A 15,161-nucleotide genomic window follows, 5' to 3' on the forward strand; every position below is an offset into this window, starting at 1 on the left:
CGAGCCGCACGCGGGCCGCCGCGTCGTCGTACGCGCCCCGCGCGGACAGCGCGGCGCGCGACGACGCGTCGAGCGCTTCCGCATCGTGCTCGAGCGCCGCGAGCGAATCGGCGACGTTCTGGAACGCGCCGAGCACGGCCTGCTTGTACTGGTCGACGGCGGCCTCGTAAGTCGCCTTCGCCGCGCGGCGCTGGGCGAGCAGCGCGCCGCCGTGGAAGATCGGCTGGCTCAGCGACGCGCCGACGTTCCAGATCGCGCCGGCGCCCGACAGCATCGCCGGCCAGCTGAAGCCGCCTTTGCCCATCGCGGCCGACAGCGACAGCTGCGGGAACATCTGCGCGGTCGCGAGGCCGACTTCGGCCGCGGCCGCCTTCAGCCCCGCGTCGGCGGCCTGGATGTCCGGGCGGCTTTGCAGCAGGTCCGACGGCACGACGACGGGCACCTGTTCGGGCAGGTGCAGATCGGCGAGCGTGAGATCGGCCGGCGGCCGGTCGGGCGTGCGGCCGACCAGCACCGCGAGCGCATGGCGGGCCGAGTCGCGCTGCTGGCGCAGCGCGGGCAGGCTCGCCGCGAACGTGTCGGCGCTTTGCCGCGCGTTCAGCGCGTCGCTGCGCGAGGCGGAACCGAGTGCGTAGCGGCGTTCGGCATCGTGCGCCTGGTCGTTGGCGAGGGCGACGAGCCGCTCGGTCGTGTCGATCTGCGCATTCAGCACCGACACCGTGATCGACGCGGTGACGATGTTCGCGGCCAGCGCGCGCCGCGCGGATTCGAGCTGGAACGCGCTGACGTCGACGCGTCGCGCCAGCGCGCGGTTCGCGAAACGCGACGCGCCGAACAGGTCGATCGTGTAGCTCGCCTGCAACTGGCCGACGAACGTGTCGTACAGCAGCGTCGGCGCGCCGAGCGCGGGAATCGGCACGCCGAGCGCGCGCTGGCGCGCGGCCTGGCCGCTCGCGTCGATCGACGGCAGCATCGAGCTGCCGATCTGCCCGCGCAGCTGTTCGCGTGCGGCATCCAGCGAGTGCGATGCCGCACTGAGCGTCGGGCTGTTGCGCAGCCCTTCGTCGACGAGCGCGTTCAGCGCATCGGAGCGGTACTGCTTCCACCAGTCGGGCACCGGCTGCGCGCCGACCTCGAACTGCTGCGCGACGCCTTGCGCGGACACGGTCTGCTGCACTTGCGGCGTGGTGCCGTAGTGCGCGGGCGACGGCATCGCGGGCGGCTCGCCGCTCGGCGCGAACCAGGCGCAGCCCGCGAGCGGGCCGGCGAGGCTCGCCACGGCGAGTGCCCGCACGGCTTTCGTTTTCAGGTTCATCGATCGATCCATGGTCAGGCTCCCGACGGCGCGGCCGGCGCGGTGCCGCCGGACGGCGGGCCGTTCTGCGGGTCGCGTTCGTCGCGCTTCACGCGGAACCACGTCGCATACAGCGCGGGCAGGTAGAACAGCGTCAGCACGGTCGCGCTCGTGATGCCGCCCATCAGCGCGGTCGCCATCGGCCCGAAGAAGTTCGAGCGCAACAGCGGGATCAGCGCGAGCACGGCGGCCGCGGCCGTCAGCGTGATCGGGCGGAACCGCCGCACGGTCGCGCCGATGATCGCGTCGACGCGGCCGTGGCCGGCGGCGATGTCCTGTTCGATCTGGTCGACGAGGATCACCGAGTTGCGCATGATGATCCCGAACATCGCGATCACGCCGAGCATCGCGACGAAGCCGAACGGCTGGCCGAACATCAGCAGCGTGGCGACCACGCCGATCAGCCCGAGCGGCGCGGTCAGCACGACCATCAGCACGCGCGAGAAGCTCTGCAGCTGGATCATCAGCAGCGTGAACACGGCGATTGCCATCAGCGGCATCTGCGCATTGATCGATTTCTGCGCCTTCGCGCTTTCCTCGACCGACCCGCCGATGTTGATCTGGTAGCCGACCGGCAACTGCGCGCGCAATGCGTTCAGCTTCGCGTCGACCGCATGCGTGACGTCGATGCCCTGCGCGCCGGCGCGTACGTCCGACTGCACGGTGATGGTCGGCTGGCGATCGCGCTCCCACACGACGCCGTATTCGAGCGTCGGCTTGAAGCGGCCGAGCGAGCCGAGCGGCACCGGGCCGTTCGGGGTCGGCAGCGCGAGGCCGGCGAGCTTCGCGGGGTCGACGCGATCGGCCTTCGGCGCGCGCAGGTCGACCGCGATCAGCTTGTCGCGTTCGCGGTACTGGGTGACGGTCGTGCCGGACAGCGTCATCGCGAGGAAGCTCGAGACGTCCTGCGACGTGACGTTCAGTTCGCGCGCCTTCTTCTGGTCGATCTCGAAGCGCACCGAGCGCTCGGCCGGCTCGTCCCAGTCGAACTGCACGTTGACCGTGCGCGCGTCGCCGCGCATCGTCGCCGCGACCTTCTCGGCGATCGAGCGGACCGTCGCGATGCTGTCGCCGCTCACGCGGAACTGCACCGGGTAGCCGACCGGCGGGCCGTTCTCGAGCCGCGACAGCCGCCAGCGCACGGCCGGGAACTGCTCGCGCAGCGTGGTTTCGAGCCAGGTCGCGAGCTTCTCGCGATCCTTCACCGATTTCGCGGTGATCACGAACTGCGCGAAGTTCGGCAACTGAAGCTGCTGGTCGAGCGGCAGGTAGAAGCGCGGCGCGCCGCTGCCGACGAAGCTCACCGAATGATCGATCTCGGGGCGCTTGTCGATCACTTTCTCGAGGCGCTCGGTCTCGCGCAGCGTCGCCGCGAACGACGCGCCTTCGGGCAGCCGCAGGTCGACGAGCAGCTCGGGGCGATCGGAACTCGGGAAGAACTGCTGCGGCACGAGCGAAAAGCCCATCATTGCCACGACGAACAGGGCGCCCGTGATCAGCAGCACGACGAAGCGCCGCTCGATGCACCAGTCGATCCAGCCGCGCAGGCGGCGGTAGAAGCGCGTGTCGTAGATGTCGTGCTCGTGATCGTCGGGCAGGTGCGCCTCGTGCGCGTGCCGCTTGCGCTCGGGCAGCATGTGGTAGCCGAGCAGCGGAATCAGCACGACGGCCGCGAACCACGACGCGATCAGCGCGATGGCCGACACCTCGAAGATCGAGCGCGTGTATTCGCCGGTGCTCGATTTCGCGAGCGCGATCGGCAGGAAGCCCGACACGGTGACGAGCGTGCCGGTCAGCATCGGGAACGCGGTGCTCGTATAGGCGAACGCGGCGGCGCGTGCGCGGGTGTAGCCCTGTTCGAGCTTCACGGCCATCATCTCGACCGCGATGATCGCGTCGTCGACGAGCAGCCCGAGCGCGAGCACGAGCGTGCCGAGCGACACCTTGTGCAGCCCGATGTCGAACAGGTACATGAAGAGGGCGGTGACCGCGAGCACGACCGGAATCGAGATCACGACCACCATCCCGGTGCGCAGGCCGAGCGACACGAGGCTCACGACCAGCACGATCGCGACCGCTTCGGCGACGGCTTCGAGGAAATCGTCGACCGAATGCGCGACCGCGTGCGGCATGCTCGACACCTCGACCAGCTTGAGGCCGGCCGGCAGTTGCGCCTGCAGGTCCTTCGATTCGGCGTCGAGCGCCTTGCCGAGCCGGATCACGTCGCCGCCCGGCTGCATCGTCACGCCGATGCCGAGCACGGCCTTGCCGGCCGCACCTGAGCCGCCCGCGCCTGAGCCGGCCGCGCGCATCTGCGTGACGACCGGGTCGTCGTAGCCGCGCTTCACGGTCGCGAGATCACCGAGCCGGAACGTGCGGCCGTTGATACGGATCAGCGTATCGGCGATCGCATCGACGTTGTCGAACTGGCCGCTCGGGCGCACGAACACGCGGTCGTCGGCGGTCGTCAGCACGCCGGCCGACGAGATGTCGTTCTGCGCGTTGATTGCCTGGCCGAGCTGCTGCGGCGAGATGCCGAGGCGCGTGAGCTGCGCGTTGTTCACCTCGATGAAGATCCGCTGGTCGGGGTCGCCGAAATAGTCGACCTTGCCGACGCCCGGCACGCGCAGCAGCACGGTGCGCAACTGATCGGCGTAGTCGTGCAGTTGCGCGGGCGTGAAGCCGTCGCCCTCGAGCGTCCAGATGTTGGTGTAGACGTCGCCGAATTCGTCGTTGAAGAACGGGCCCTGCACGCCGGGCGGCAGCGTGTATCCGATGTCGCCGACCTTCTTGCGGATCTGGTACCAGGTCTCGGGCACGTCCTTCACGGGCGCCGAATCCTTCATCGTGAAGAAGATCAGCGATTCGCCGGGGCGCGAATAGCTGCGCAGGAAGTCGATGGCCGGCGTTTCCTGCAGCTTGCGGCCGATCCGGTCGGTCACCTGTTCCTGCACCTGCCGCGCGGTCGCGCCGGGCCAGAACGTGCGGATCACCATCACGCGGAACGTGAACGGCGGGTCTTCGGACTGCGCGAGCCGCGTGTACGCGAGGATGCCCGCGAGCGTCGCGAGCGCGATCAGGTAGACGACCAGCGCTTGGTGGCGCAGCGCCCACGCGGAGAGATTGAAGCGGCCTTCTTCGTACGAAACGCTCACGATGCGAAGTCCTCCGGATGCAGCGGCGCGATCGCGCGTACCTTCTCGCCCGCGCTGACCGTGTGCACGCCCTGCAACACGACGCGCTCGCCGGGCTGCAGCCCGTGCGACACCGTCACCGTGCGCTCGTTGAAGCGCGCGACGTCGACGCGGCGCAGCTCGAGCGTGTCGTCCTTCGTGCGCACGACCCACACGGCCGGCTGTGCGCCGTCGTGGAACAACGCGGTCGCGGGCAGCGTGATCGACGGCGCGTCGCCGGCGGCCGATGCGCCGTCGAACGCGACGCTGGCCGTCATCCCGAGCCGGATCGCCGGATCGGGCGCGGCGAGCGTGAGCTTCACGCGATACGTGCGGCTTTGCGGATCGGCGGCCGGCGCGATTTCGCGCACCTTCGCGGCGAACTGGCGACCGGGCAGCGACGGCAGCGTGACGCTGGCCGCGTGGCCGGGCGTGAGCGATGCAAGCGCGGCTTCGGGCACGTCGCTGACGACGTCGACGTCGCCGGACCACGCGAGCTGGTAGACGGGCTGGCCGGCCGACACGTTCTGGCCGGTGTCGGCCTGTTCGGCGGTGATGTAGCCCGCGTGATCGGCGACGAGCGTCGCGTAGCGAAGCTGGTTCCGGGCGAGCGCGAGCTGCTGCTGCGCCTGGTCGCGCTGCGCGAGCGCCGACGTGTAGCTGTTCTCGGTCTGTTCGAGCTGGGCGGTCGCGATCAGGTTTTCGCGCGCCTGTGCGCGGTCGCGGTCGAGCTGCTGCTTCGCGAACGCGAGGCTGTGCGTCGCGGCGTCGAGTTGCGCCTGTGCGCTCGCGGCGTTCTTCTCGACGTCGGACGGATCGAGCAGCGCGACGACCTGGCCGACCTTGACCGTATCGCCGAGGCGCACCTTGCGCTCGATGATCTTGCCGGCGATGCGGAACGACAGAGGGGTGGCATAACGCGGCTGGATCTCGCCGGGGAGCGTGCGGGCGACCGCGGCGTCGTCGGCATGGGCGGGCAGTGCGACGACGGGGCGCGGGGCGGGCGGCGCGGATTCTTTGGGATGACAGGCGGCGAGGACGAGCGCGGTGCCGATCAGCAGCACGGCGCGGGAACCGGAGCGATTCACGAAACCCCCAAGTGAGGTGAGAGCGAGAGCGGAACGAAGCCGGCAAGCGCGGCGCGCGCTTGCCCCGAGCGGCGCCGACAGGGGCGCGCGGACAGCATTTTCAGAAACTGTGGCGAATTCTAATACACACCTGTATCTGAGTGCAAAGATGAATTTGAAAGGGAATCGATGCTAGACTGCGCGCCATGAAACCACAGCGCTTAACCCGCGAGCAGAGCAGGGATCAGACGCGCGAACGTCTGCTGAATGCCGCACATCGCATTTTTCTGAAGAAAGGTTTTGTGGCCGCGAGCGTCGAGGACATCGCGGCCGCGGCCGGCTATACGCGCGGCGCGTTCTACTCGAATTTCCGCAGCAAGTCGGAACTCCTGCTGGAGTTGCTGGAGCGCAACCATGCGCAGGTGCAGGCCGATTTCCAGGCGATCTTCGACGAGGGCGGGTCGCGCGAACAGATGGAATCGATGACGCTCGCGCATTACCGCACGCTGTTCGCCGACGACGAATTCTCGTTGCTGTGGGGCGAGGCGAAGCTGCAGGCCGCGCGCGATGCGAAGTTCCGCGTGCGCTTCAACCAGTTCCTGCACGCCAAGCGCGTGCAGATGGCCGAATTCATCCGGCGCTTCTCCGAGCGCTCCGGCACGCCGCTGCTGTTGCCGGCGGAGACGCTCGCGTTCGGGCTGATGTGCCTGTGCGACGGCGTGCAGTCGTATTACGCGGCCGATCCGCAGCACGTGCCGGCCGAGGTGGCCGAGTCGGTGCTCGCGGGATTCTTCGCGCGTGTCGTGCTCGGGCGTGCGCCGGACTGACGCGGCAGCGGATTCGTCGTGCCGCGTGCGATGCGCGGCAAAGGCGGGGTGCGATGAAGCATGCGGCATGCGCCGCGCCTCATCGCGTCGTGCGAATCAGCGCTCGCCGGTCATCCGCCGGTACGCGTCGAGCAGGGACGTCTTGTAGACGACGCCCGCGAGCGTCGGCTCGGCTTCGCTTTCGATCACCGGCAGGCGTTCGCCCTGGAACGCCATGAAGCGTTCGAGCGCGGTGGCGAGCGGCATGTCGGGCGTCAGGAGCGGAAACGGCGTGTGCGCGTAATGCGCGGCCGTCTTGTCGGTCGTGTCGCGCTTGTCGAGCAGGTCCGACGTGATGTCCTTCAGCGCGACCGCGCCGCGAAAGCGCCCGGCATCATCGGTGACGTACAGGTACTTCACCGGATATTCGAGAAACACGCGCGTCATGTCGGCGACGCTCGCCGTGAGCGGCACGACCGTCTGCGCGGGCTGGATCAGCTCGCGCATCTGCGTGGTGCGCAGCCGCAGCTTCTCCTGCGCGTCCTGGTAATGGTGCTGCGTGATTTCGTACATCGACGTCGTGCCGGTCGCGCGCGCGACGAAATACGCGAATACGCACGACACCAGCAGCGGCAACACGACCTGATAGCTCAGCGTCATCTCGAAGATCATCAGGATCGCCATCAGCGGCGCCTGCGTGGCGCCCGCCATGAACGCGCCCATCCCGACGATCGCGTACGCGAAGTAAGCCGACGTATGGCCGGGCCACAGCGCTTCCATCGCGAGCCCGAACAGCGAACCGAACACCGCGCCGACGAACAGCGTCGGCGTGAACACGCCGCCGATCGCACCCGAGCCGACCGTGGCCGAGGTTGCGATGACCTTGAACACGAGCACCGCGACCAGCGCCTGCCAGGTCCACGGCGAATGCAGGATCTGGTTGACGACGCTATAGCCGTTGCCCCATACGTCCGGCGTCCAAACCGAGATCACGCCGACGACGAGGCCGCCGAGCGCGAGCCGCACCGGCAGCGGCACCGGCAGCCGCTTGAAATGGTGCTTCGACGCGTCGAGCAGGTGCAGGAACTGCGGCGCGAGCACGCCGCACAGCGCGCCGAGCACGACGAACAGCAGCACCTCGGGGCCGGTGACGGCCGGAAACACCGGCATCTCGTACGGCGGCCGATAACCGGCGAATTCGCGCATCACGATGTTCGCGACGACCGACGCGACCACCATCGGGCCGAAGCTCTCCATCGCGATCGTGCCGAGCACGATTTCCGACACGAAGAATGCGCCGGCGATCGGCGCGTTGTAGGCGGACGTGATGCCGGCCGCCGCCCCGCAGGCGACCAGCAGGCGCAGGCGCGGCGGGTCGAAGTGCACGAAGCGGCCGACGAGCGACGCGGCGAGCGCCGCGAGCTGCACCATCGGGCCTTCGCGGCCGATCGAGCCGCCGCTGCCGATCGTCAGCAGCGACGACACGCTGCGCCACAGGCTCTGCCGTACCGGCACGACGCCGTTGCCGAGCGCGACCGATTCCATGTAGTCGGTATTGCCCGCCTTCTTGTCGCCGCGCGTCGCGAGCAGCAGCACGCAGCCGGCGAGGAAGCCGCCAGCGGCCGGCATCCAGAACCGCACGTACCACGGCAGGCGCTTCGCCATCTGCACGAAGCTGCCGCTTTGTCCGGAGATCAGGTGCTGCATCAGGTCGATGCCTTCGCGGAACGCCATCGTCGCAAAGGCGCCGCCGACGCCGACGATGGCCGACCAGATCAGCATCGTATGGGCGTCCGACAGGCGGAACAGCGTTTGGGCGCGAGTGCGCAGCTTCAGCAGGAACGAGAGCACGGCTGAAAGAGGGCGATGGAAAACGACGCGAAGCATAGCACTGCGCCGCGCCCGCGGGACCTTCCCGGCGGGCGCGGCGCGCGACGTGTCACGGGCGGGCAACTCAGCCAAGCCAGTGCTGCACGGCCCAGGTGATCCCGTAGCCGCCGGCGATCAGCCACACGTACAGGATCAGGCCGGTCATCAGCGCGCGCGGGCCGGCCGCGCGGATCTGCGCCACGCGGGTTTCGATGCCGAGCGCGGTCATGGCCATCGTCAGCGCGAAGGTGTCGAGCACGTTCAGCGTGTGCGTGACGTCCGTCGGCAACACGTTCAGCGAGTTGACGATCACGAAGCCGAGGAACCCGAGCGCGAACCAGGGCACGGCCACCTTGCGCTTGCCTTGCGCGCCGCCGGCGGTGGCGCGGGCCGAGCGGGCGAGCCACCAGCCGAGCACCAGCAGCACCGGCACCAGCAGCATCACGCGCGTCATCTTGACGATCGTCGCGATGTGCGCGACCTGCGGGCTGATGTCGCTTGCCGCGCCGACCACCTGCGCGACCTCGTGGATCGTGCCGCCGAAGAACAGGCCCAGGCCGGCCGGGTCGAGATTCAGCAGACCGGCGTGATAGGCGATCGGGTACAGGAACATCGACAGCGTGCCGAACAGCACGACGCTGCCCACGGCCATCGCGCTCTGGTGCGGCTTCGACTGCAGCGTCGACTCGAACGCGAGCACGGCGGCCGCGCCGCAGATCGCGCTGCCGGCGGCGGTCAGCAGCGCGGAATCGCGGTCGAGCTTCATCAGCTTCATGCCGGCCCAGGTGCCGATCGCGAGCGTGCTGACGACGACGAGGACCGACACCGTCAGGCCCGGCAGCCCGACCTGCGCGATTTCCTGCAGGCTCACCCGCAACCCGAAGAACGCGACCGCGATGCGCAGCAGCTTGCGCGCGGAGAAGTTGACGCCGGCCGCCCAGCTCGCCGGCATGCCGTCGCGCAGCGCGTTGCCGTACAGCGCACCGGCGACGATGCCGACGATCAGCGGCGACAGGCCGAGCCCCGCGATCGCGGGAAGCTGGGACAGGCTCGTGACGGCGGCGGCGAACAGCGCGACGAACAGCACGCCGTTCAACTGGCCGCGCATCGACGGCGCGGCGGGGCTGAGATGGGGAGTCGGGGCAGTGGACATGGAAGCACCGTGATGGAGCGTGTTGCGATGCTGTAATCCTAATTTTGTTATATCGATATGAAAAATTGTGATTTGTGACGTAAACTATCCGGAAAGCCGATAATTTATCCCCATGACCCCGGATCAACTGATAACGTTCGCCGCCGTCGCCGAACACCTGAACATCAGCCACGCCGCCGTGGCGCTGCATCTGTCGCAGCCGGCCGTGTCGGGCCAGTTGCGGCTGCTGCAGGACGAATTCGGCGAGCCGCTGTACCAGCGCGAAGGCCGCGGCATCCGCCTGACCCCGATCGGCGAACAGCTCGCGCAGTACGCGAAAGCGCAGCGCGACACGTTCGCGCAGGCGCGCGCGTTTCGCGACGCGGTGCGCGGCCTGGAAGCCGGCACGCTGCGCATCGGCGCGAGCACGACACCCGCGAGCTACCTGTTGCCTTACCTGATCGCGGCGTTCCAGCCGCGCGCTCCGCGCGTGGCGATCCACACGATGAGCGGCAACACGGCCGACGTGGTCGCGGCGCTGCCGTCGCTCGACATCGCGATGATCGAAGGGCCGCCCGGCGAGGCGCTGCCGCCGGGCACCGCGGTGCACGCGTGGCGCGAGGACGAGATCGTGGCGATCGTGCCGACCGGGCATCCGCTGGCCGCGCCCGAATACGCGCCGGGCGTCACGCTCGACGCGCTGGCGGCCCATCCGCTCGTCCTGCGCGAGGCGGGCTCCGCCGTGCGGCAACTCGTCGAGCGCGCGTTCGCGCAAGGCGCGGCGCCGATGCGTGTCGCATTCGAGATCGCGGGTGTCGAGGCCGTGAAGGAAGCCGTGCGTGCCGGGATGGGCGTCGGGTTCGTGTCCGCGATGTCGCTGCGTCACGACGATGCCGCGCTCGTCCTGCGCTCGCTCGCGCCCGCGCCGCTCACGCGTCACTTCTCCATCCTCGTGCCGCACGGCGGCGCGCCGTCGCGGGTCGCCGCACAATTCCTCGAAATGAGCCTCGCGCACGATATCGCCTGAACCTCGCCGGAACGGCCGAAGCCGGCCCGGGCATGCGTGATGCGTACCGTCGGGCGCGCGTTCGCGCCATGCCCCAACTTAGGGATTTCCTCTATGGCGTGGGTTCGAGGCGAAGCGCACCATCCGTCTCAAGCAAATGGAACCGGTTCCATTCCGGGGAAAAGAGGGCAGAATGACAGACATCGTGATCGTGGCGAGCGCATTCGGGATGGACCGCGTGCGTCAGGAGGGCCACAGCGCATTCGTCGCGACCGCGGCGGCATCGGGTGCGACGGGTTTCGAGGTGCGGCGCGAACTGTTCGCGTCGGAAGCGGACGCTGCGCCCGGCGCGCTCGCCGCGCTGGGTGCGCTACTGGCCGGCCACGGGCTGTGGTCGGTCTATTCGACGCCAGCCAACCTGTACACGGAAACGGGCGCGCTCGATGCGGACGCATTGCGCGGCGCGCTTGCGGAAGCCGACGCGCTCGGCGCGCGCTTCGTGAAATTCCAGCTCGGCGGCTTCGCCGGCGACGCGCACGCGGCCGACATCGTCGCGCTGTCACGCGGCGCGAAGGCCCGCGTGGTGGTCGAGAACGGCCAGCTTCCGGTCGGCGGCGCGCTCGCGCAGTTCCGCGGGCTGTTCGATGCATTGGCCGCCGCGGGCATGCCCGATGCGCTCGGGATGACGTTCGACATCGGCAACTGGCAGTGGCCGGGCGAAGCGCCGCTTGATTGCGCACAAGTGCTCGCGTCCCATGTGGAATACATTCACTGCAAGGCCGTCGAGGGCGAGGGCGCGCGCCGTTTCGCCGCCGCGCCGGCGCCGAACGACCCGCTCGTGACCGGCGTGCTCGCGGCGCTGCCGCAGCAGGCGCCGCGCGGCATCGAGTTTCCGTTCGACGCGGCCGACCTGGCGGGCGATGCATGCCGGCGAGTCGCGTGGCTCGCAACCGCGTGACGGCGGAAGGATCCTGGAGAGTTCATTCATGAAAGCAGCACTCGATGTCGTGACCTACGGCGAAGCGATGGCGATGTTCGTCGCGACCGAGCCCGGTCATCTCGCGCATGCGACGCAATTCGCGAAACGGATCGCGGGCGCCGACCTGAACGTCGCGATCGGCCTGTCGCGGCTCGGCTTCCGGGTCGGCTGGATGAGCCGCGTCGGCCGCGATTCGTTCGGCGGCTACGTGCTCGACACGCTGGCGCGCGAGGGCATCGACGCATCGTGCGTGACCGTCGATCCGCGTTACCCGACCGGCTTTCAGCTCAAGTCGCGCAACGACGACGGCAGCGACCCGACCGTCGAGTATTTCCGCAAGGGCTCGGCCGCGAGCCACCTGTCGTGCGACGACTACGTGTCCGACTACGTGCTCGGCGCGCGCCACCTGCACCTGACGGGCGTCGCGCCGGCGATCTCCGCGACGTCGTGCGAGCTCGCGTTCAAGCTGGCGCGCGAAATGCGCGCGGCCGGCAAGACGATCTCGTTCGACCCGAACCTGCGCCCGACGCTGTGGCCGTCCGCCGACGTGATGGCGAAGACGCTGAACGCGCTCGCGTCGCTCGCCGACTGGGTGCTGCCGGGCATCGCCGAAGGGCGGCAACTGACCGGGCACGACACGCCGGCCGATATCGCGGGCTTCTATCTCGCGCAAGGCGCGCGCGGTGTGGTGATCAAGCTCGGTGCCGAAGGGGCGTATTACCGGACGGCTGACGGCCGTGACGGAACGGTGGCGGGCGAACGTGTGCGGAACGTCGTCGACACGGTCGGCGCCGGTGACGGCTTCGCGGTCGGCGTGGTCAGCGCGCTGCTGGAAGGGAAGACGATCGAGCAGGCCGTGGCGCGCGGCAACCGCATCGGCGCGCTCGCGATCCAGGTGATCGGCGACTCGGAAGGGCTGCCGACTCGTGCCGCGCTCGATCGATTCGAAAACGTCACCAATCACGCCGATCGCTTAGAGGAAACCTTCACCGCGCAATGAGAGGCCGGACACGGCACAATCCGCGGACTCATTTCGTCGTGCATGTATGGGATCGGAGTAGGTGCTGAAGCGCGAACTCTGATCGACCGCGAAGCATGGGATCGGAGTAAGGGCTAAAGCGCGAACTCCGGTCGACCGCGAAGCATGGGATCGGAGTAAGCGCTGAAGCGCTAACTCCGATCGACCGCGAAGCATGGGACCAGAGTAAGCGCTAAAGCACTAACTCTGATCGACCGCGAAGCATGGGACCAGAGTAAGTGCTAAAGCACTAACTCTGGTCGACACAGGAGACATTCTGATGGCCAATACACTCGCTGCCCGCCGCTGGTGGACGATCATGCCGATCGTCTTCATCACCTACAGCCTCGCCTACCTCGACCGCGCGAACTACGGGTTCGCCGCCGCAGCCGGCATCAACCAGGACCTCGGGATCAGCAAGGGCCTGTCGTCGCTGATCGGCGCGCTGTTCTTCCTCGGCTACTTCTTCTTCCAGATCCCCGGCGCAATCTATGCGGAACGCCGCAGCGTGAAGAAGCTCGTGTTCGTCAGCCTCATCCTGTGGGGCGCCTGCGCGGCACTCACGGGCGTGGTCAGCAACATCCCGTCGCTGATGGCGATCCGCTTCGTACTCGGCGTCGTCGAGGCGGCCGTGATGCCGGCGATGCTGATCTACATCAGCAACTGGTTCACGAAGAACGAACGCTCGCGCGCGAACACGTTCCTGATCCTTGGCAACCCGGTCACCGTGCTGTGGATGTCGATCGTCTCGGGCTATCTCGTGCACGAATTCGGCTGGCGCCACATGTTCATCGCCGAAGGCGTGCCGGCCGTCCTCTGGGCCGTGTGCTGGTGGTTCCTCGTGCAGGACAAGCCGGCCGATTCGCCGTGGCTCAACGCGCAGGAAAAACGCGACCTCGACGCCGCGCTCGCGGCCGAGCAGGCGGCGATCAAGCCCGTGCGCAACTATGGCGAGGCATTCCGCTCGCCGGCCGTGATCAAGCTGTGCGCACAGTATTTCTGCTGGAGCATCGGCGTGTACGGCTTCGTGCTGTGGCTGCCGTCGATCGTCAAGAACGGCTCCGACCTCGGGATGGTCGCGACCGGCTGGCTGTCCGCGCTGCCGTATCTCGCCGCGACGATCGCGATGCTCGCCGCGTCGTGGGCGTCCGACAAGGTCGGTTCGCGCCGTGGCTTCGTGTGGCCGTTCCTGCTGATCGGCGCGGCCGCGTTCGCCGCATCGTACGCCCTCGGCTCGTCGCATTTCTGGATCTCGTATGCGCTGCTGGTCGTGGCCGGTGCCGCCATGTACGCGCCGTACGGCCCGTTCTTCGCGATCGTGCCGGAACTGCTGCCGAAGAACGTCGCCGGCGGCGCGATGGCGCTGATCAACAGCATGGGCGCGCTCGGCTCGTTCGTCGGCTCGTACTTCGTCGGCTACCTGAACGGTGCGACCGGCTCGCCCGTCGCGTCGTACGCGTTCATGAGCGCCGCGCTCGTCGCCGCGGTGATCCTCACGCTGTCCGTCAAACCCCAGGCGCCCGATACGCATCCGCTCGCGGCGCCGCTGCAAGGAAAATGAATCAGATGAAGCCCCGTATCGTCGCGTACAAGCCGCTGCCCGATGACGTCCTCGCGTACCTGCGCGAGCATGCGGACGTCGTGCAGGCCGACGGCGCCGCAGCCCTCGCCGATGCGCTCGGCGACGCGGACGGCGCGATCGGCGCGAGCCTGAAGGTCACGCCGGACATGCTCGACCGCGCACCGCGGCTGAAGGCGTGGTCGACGATTTCGGTCGGCTACGACAACTTCGACGTCGCGGATCTCACGCGGCGCGGGATCGTGCTCGCGCATACGCCGGACGTGCTGACCGAATCGACCGCCGATACGGTGTTCTCGCTGATCCTCGCGTCCGCGCGACGCGTGGTCGAGCTGGCCGAGTGGGTGAAGGCAGGCCACTGGCATCGCAGCATCGGCCCCGACCTGTACGGCACCGACGTGCAGGGCAAGACGCTCGGCATCGTCGGGCTCGGGCGGATCGGCGGCGCGGTCGCGCGCCGCGCGGCGCTCGGCTTCCGGATGCAGGTGCTGTACGCGAACCGGTCCGCGCATGCGGAAGCCGAAACGCAGTACGGCGCACGGCGCGTGACGCTCGACGAACTGCTCGCGCAAGCGGATTTCGTGTGCCTGCAAGTGCCGCTGTCGCCCGAAACGCACCACCTGATCGGCGCGGACGAATTCGCGAAGATGAAACGCGGCGCGATCCTGATCAACGCATCGCGCGGGCCGGTGGTCGACGAAGCCGCGCTGATCGATGCGCTGCGTGCGGGTACGATCCGCGGCGCGGGGCTCGACGTGTTCGAGAAGGAACCGCTGGCCGCGGATTCGCCGCTGCTGCAGATGAAGAATGTCGTCGCGCTGCCGCATATCGGCTCGGCGACGCACGAGACGCGCCACGCGATGGCGCGCTGCGCCGCGGAAAACCTGGTCGGCGCGCTGGCCGGCACGCTGCGCACGAATCTCGTCAATCCGGATGCGCTCGCGCGCGCCTGAACCGCGGCGGGTAACGGGCCGACCGCGAGCAGGTGCCCGCCCGGCGGACGGGCGGCTTCGTTAGAGTCGATGGTCTTGGTGCCGGAGGGCTGGCTGCGTTATGATCCCCGCGCGTCGTATCGACGGCACGGCAGCGCTGCCGGCGGCGTCTCGCGACGGGTATCCGCGCCAGGTCCGGTGCGGCCGACTGCTTGTGCACGTGACCGGGGCGGGTGCCGACGCGCC

General features: G+C 68.7%; 11 protein-coding genes. 6 read left to right on the forward strand and 5 right to left on the reverse strand.

From position 1 onward, the window contains the following. The 3 genes from DPV74_RS21220 to DPV74_RS21230 form a co-directional block, all read right to left on the reverse strand. Positions 1–1,327: efflux transporter outer membrane subunit (locus DPV74_RS21220; RefSeq protein ID WP_060078863.1), on the reverse strand; the 1,327-nt coding region annotated here is incomplete at its 3' end. 2 nt (positions 1,328–1,329) lie between these two features. After that, complete coding sequence (locus DPV74_RS21225) at positions 1,330–4,509, reverse strand: efflux RND transporter permease subunit (RefSeq protein ID WP_119337913.1); 3,180 nt, start codon at positions 4,507–4,509, stop codon at positions 1,330–1,332. After that, entirely contained in the window at positions 4,506–5,615 is a 1,110-nt protein-coding gene (locus tag DPV74_RS21230) for an efflux RND transporter periplasmic adaptor subunit (RefSeq protein WP_119337914.1), read from the reverse strand. The genes DPV74_RS21225 and DPV74_RS21230 overlap by 4 nt, the downstream gene beginning before the upstream one ends. A gap of 185 nt (positions 5,616–5,800) precedes the next feature. On the opposite strand from DPV74_RS21230, the gene DPV74_RS21235 reads away from it, so the two are divergent. Beyond that, positions 5,801–6,421, forward strand: a complete 621-nt coding sequence (locus tag DPV74_RS21235; RefSeq protein WP_027787313.1) for a TetR/AcrR family transcriptional regulator — start codon at positions 5,801–5,803, stop codon at positions 6,419–6,421. 96 nt (positions 6,422–6,517) lie between these two features. Here DPV74_RS21235 and DPV74_RS21240 read toward each other — a convergent pair whose 3' ends face one another. Continuing rightward, the gene (locus DPV74_RS21240; protein WP_196486452.1) at positions 6,518–8,251 is read right to left on the reverse strand and encodes a ClcB-like voltage-gated chloride channel protein; all 1,734 of its coding nucleotides are present in this window, start codon (positions 8,249–8,251) and stop codon (positions 6,518–6,520) included. Positions 8,252–8,354: 103 nt separating this feature from the next. Continuing rightward, positions 8,355–9,422, reverse strand: a complete 1,068-nt coding sequence (locus tag DPV74_RS21245; RefSeq protein WP_060314074.1) for a YeiH family protein — start codon at positions 9,420–9,422, stop codon at positions 8,355–8,357. Between the two features lie 112 nt (positions 9,423–9,534). Between DPV74_RS21245 and DPV74_RS21250 the strand changes: the two genes are divergently transcribed. From DPV74_RS21250 to DPV74_RS21270, 5 genes are all read left to right on the forward strand, one after another. Further along, the gene (locus tag DPV74_RS21250; RefSeq protein WP_027787316.1) at positions 9,535–10,428 is read left to right on the forward strand and encodes a LysR family transcriptional regulator; all 894 of its coding nucleotides are present in this window, start codon (positions 9,535–9,537) and stop codon (positions 10,426–10,428) included. Positions 10,429–10,600: 172 nt separating this feature from the next. Then, entirely contained in the window at positions 10,601–11,365 is a 765-nt protein-coding gene (locus DPV74_RS21255) for a xylose isomerase (protein WP_027787317.1), read from the forward strand. 28 nt (positions 11,366–11,393) lie between these two features. Then, the gene (locus tag DPV74_RS21260) at positions 11,394–12,386 is read left to right on the forward strand and encodes a sugar kinase (protein WP_060068441.1); all 993 of its coding nucleotides are present in this window, start codon (positions 11,394–11,396) and stop codon (positions 12,384–12,386) included. A 298-nt stretch (positions 12,387–12,684) separates the two neighbouring features. Beyond that, on the forward strand, positions 12,685–13,965 hold the full coding sequence (locus tag DPV74_RS21265; protein ID WP_021160915.1) for an MFS transporter: 1,281 nt from the start codon (positions 12,685–12,687) through the stop codon (positions 13,963–13,965). A gap of 5 nt (positions 13,966–13,970) precedes the next feature. After that, positions 13,971–14,936 (forward strand): NAD(P)-dependent oxidoreductase, encoded by a 966-nt coding sequence (locus DPV74_RS21270; protein WP_119337916.1) that lies wholly within the window; start codon positions 13,971–13,973, stop codon positions 14,934–14,936. The last annotated feature ends 225 nt before the right edge of the window (positions 14,937–15,161 follow it).

It is taken from the genome of Burkholderia sp. HAN2018 (assembly GCF_024704855.1).
In the GTDB taxonomy this organism is placed as follows: domain Bacteria; phylum Pseudomonadota; class Gammaproteobacteria; order Burkholderiales; family Burkholderiaceae; genus Burkholderia; species Burkholderia cepacia.